This is a genomic window from Alkalispirochaeta alkalica DSM 8900, assembly GCF_000373545.1.
Taxonomy (GTDB): Bacteria; Spirochaetota; Spirochaetia; order DSM-27196; family Alkalispirochaetaceae; genus Alkalispirochaeta; species Alkalispirochaeta alkalica.
On record NZ_KB891739.1, the window covers coordinates 1 to 2,713 of the forward strand.

The following is a 2,713-nucleotide window of genomic DNA, read 5'->3' on the forward strand; positions in this document are numbered from 1 at the left end:
ACCGGCGCCCGCCAGGTGAGCGAGGCCATGGTTCAGCTCGATACCATGGTCCAGCAGAACGCCGCCGCCGCCGAAGAGGTGGCCGCCACGAGCGAGGCCCAATCATCGCAAACGGATGGTCTCTCTTCGGCCACGGAAAAATTGCGCGGCCTGGGTCTCGAGCTGGATCATCTGGTCGATTTCTTCTCGATCCGGCGAAACTGATCCAGGTCACCACAATGCAGAATCTGTGATGATGGAAAGCACGCCCCGAAAGAGCAGGTCAGGAGTTCTGTCATGGTCGTAGCCCCGGAGGCTCTGGTCTCCCTTGTTCCCTTGATCCTGGCAGGATTCCTCTTTCTGCTGTGGAGAAGATCGATCTGCTCCAGTGCACAGGTGTACCGTGACTCTCTCACGGGCCTGCCCGGGCGGCCGGCCTTTGACCGAACGTATCTGCACCCTTCGGGAAAGACCGCACCGGAGGCGATTATCTTCCTCTCAATTGACAACCTGCGCAGGGTAAACGAACTCTTTGGATATCGCCGGGGAGACGAGGTGCTGAAACAGGCATCACACCGGATCGGGGTAGCCCTCCCTCCCCGGACAGAGCTCTACCGGTTTTCGGGGGAGACCTTCGTGGTCGCCTGCTTCGGGGACTGTGACCCCTCGGCCATGGCCGAGACTGTACTGAAAGATCTGAGGGAGATATCACCCGAAGGGGCGACTCCCCTTACGCTTCTGTGCACAGCGGGAATTGCCATGAAAGGCAGGGAAGATCTCACCGATGCCGCTGACCTTGTTCGGGGAGCAGCTGCTGCTAACGCCGCAGCACGGGAACAGGGGAATCCGCACATGCTCTACAGCCGCTCCCTGAGAGAGGAAGCTTTCAGGAAGGTCCGCATTGCCCGCCTCCTCTCGGAGTCCGTGGAGGATGACTCCTTTACGATGCACTATCAGCCGATCCACGATTCGGAGGGGAACATCACTGCCCTGGAGGCCCTGCTTCGCTGGAGCCCTCCAGGTCTTGGCCCGGTGTCACCAGACGAGTTCATCCCCCTGGCGGAGTCTTCGGGACTCATTATCCCTCTGGGAGAAAAAATAATTCACCGTGTTCTGGAAGAAACATCCTTCCTCCCCTCCGAGATCCGACCTCCTGTCCACATAAATATTTCTCCTGTACAGCTTGAGTCGGGCCGCCTCCAGGACCAGCTGGATGAGGCGCTCCTCTGGAGCGGACGAAGCAGTAGCGAGATAATTCTGGAAGTGACCGAGAGCCATCTGATACACCGCCTCTCGGCCTGCAGCGCTCTTCTCCAGGATCTCCAGGTCAGAGGGTACAGGATCGCCCTCGATGACTTCGGCGCAGGCTTTTCTTCTCTCCAGTATCTCCATCAACTTCCCGTAGATATTCTGAAGATCGACCGATCATTTCTGCGATACCGCCAGGCTCCGGAGCGAACAGCCAGGATTCTCTCGGCCTTCAGGGATCTTGGAGAGGGACTCAATATCGAGGGTGTCGCCGAGGGCGTCGAGAGCGAAGAGCAGTTTCATCTGCTCCGGACCATCGGCTTTTGCCGATTCCAGGGGTATTTCTTCTCGAAACCCCAGCCCCTGGGAGCGTTGCTCCCCTTCTTTACAGGATCCTCCCTCTGCCACGAAGAAGAATCCGGGGAACACCGGCAGGACCGCGCCAAAATACACTGCACATAGATCAGAGGAAACTACCACACCTCAATCGTTCAGAGATTCGATACCATAGAGAAAGGACCATCATGAATAGAAAGACATTCCCAGCGAACCGGACCAGACACGGCTTCAAGACGCTTCAAGCAACGATGATTACCGTCTTTGGAGCCTCCACTGCCCTCATTCTCCTCCTGACAGCGGCCACGCTCCTGCTCCAGGTCAGGTCGACCCTGACACGGGAAACCGAAGAATCCCTCCTGGAGCTGGCCCGGACATCGGCGGTGATCATGAATGACCGTTTCCGCGACATGATCACCTCTCTGGATGCGTTGTCCCACCAGCCCATTCTCACCGATGGGAGCGACTGGGAAGATATCGCCGGGAGCCTTCAGGAGCAGGCAGAGGCCCTGGGGTACGATACGTTTGGCCTGGTCGACCTGGAAGGCAGGAACAGGAGGACCCTGGACCGGGCGATCACCGATGTATCGGACCGGGAGTACTACCGTCTTGCCCGAAGCGGTCAGGGCAACGTCTCGGAGGTCCTGATCAGTCGCGCCACGGGTGAGCCGATCATGATCGTTGCTGTGCCGGTGATACGGGAGGGGGAGATCAGGGGTGTTCTGATCGGTATACGCGATACAAGAATCTTCGAGACCCTGGTGAACACCGTCGGCATTGGAGAACGGGGGTACTCCTACGTTATCAGTAATGAGGGGACAGTGGTGGGACACAGAGATCACAGTCTGGTCCAGGAGAGATGGAACGCCATGGAGGAAGCCCGTTCCAACGACTCCTACGAAGCAATGGCCCGTGTACTGGGAGCCGCTGCCCGGGGAGAATCGGGAACAGGCCGGTATCTCTATGGGGGAGCAGAGCGCCTTATGGGCTATGCGCCCATCGGCGATACGGGCTTTTCCGTCCTGGTGGGTTCCTACTGGCAGGATATCATCGCCCCCCTGCGGTGGCTTCAACTGGTCTTTGCCGGTGTAGCCGCAACGGGACTCCTCCTGGGCACAGTAACCATCGCCGCAGTGAGCAGAACGATCGC

General features: G+C 58.6%; 3 protein-coding genes. All 3 read left to right on the forward strand.

Annotated features, from left to right (window positions below):
- Positions 1-204: hypothetical protein (locus tag B071_RS17465; RefSeq protein ID WP_040588406.1), on the forward strand; the 204-nt coding region annotated here is incomplete at its 5' end.
- Between the two features lie 72 nt (positions 205-276).
- Entirely contained in the window at positions 277-1,689 is a 1,413-nt protein-coding gene (locus B071_RS0112075; RefSeq protein ID WP_018527335.1) for a bifunctional diguanylate cyclase/phosphodiesterase, read from the forward strand.
- 62 nt (positions 1,690-1,751) lie between these two features.
- On the forward strand, positions 1,752-2,713 hold a 962-nt coding region (locus B071_RS0112080), incomplete at its 3' end, for a cache domain-containing protein (RefSeq protein ID WP_157703215.1).

What these genes read in the sequence shown, in the direction of transcription:
- B071_RS0112075 (WP_018527335.1), top strand. Translation starts at nt 277, where the DNA reads ATGGTCGTAGCCCCGGAGGCTCTGGTCTCCCTTGTTCCCTTGATCCTG.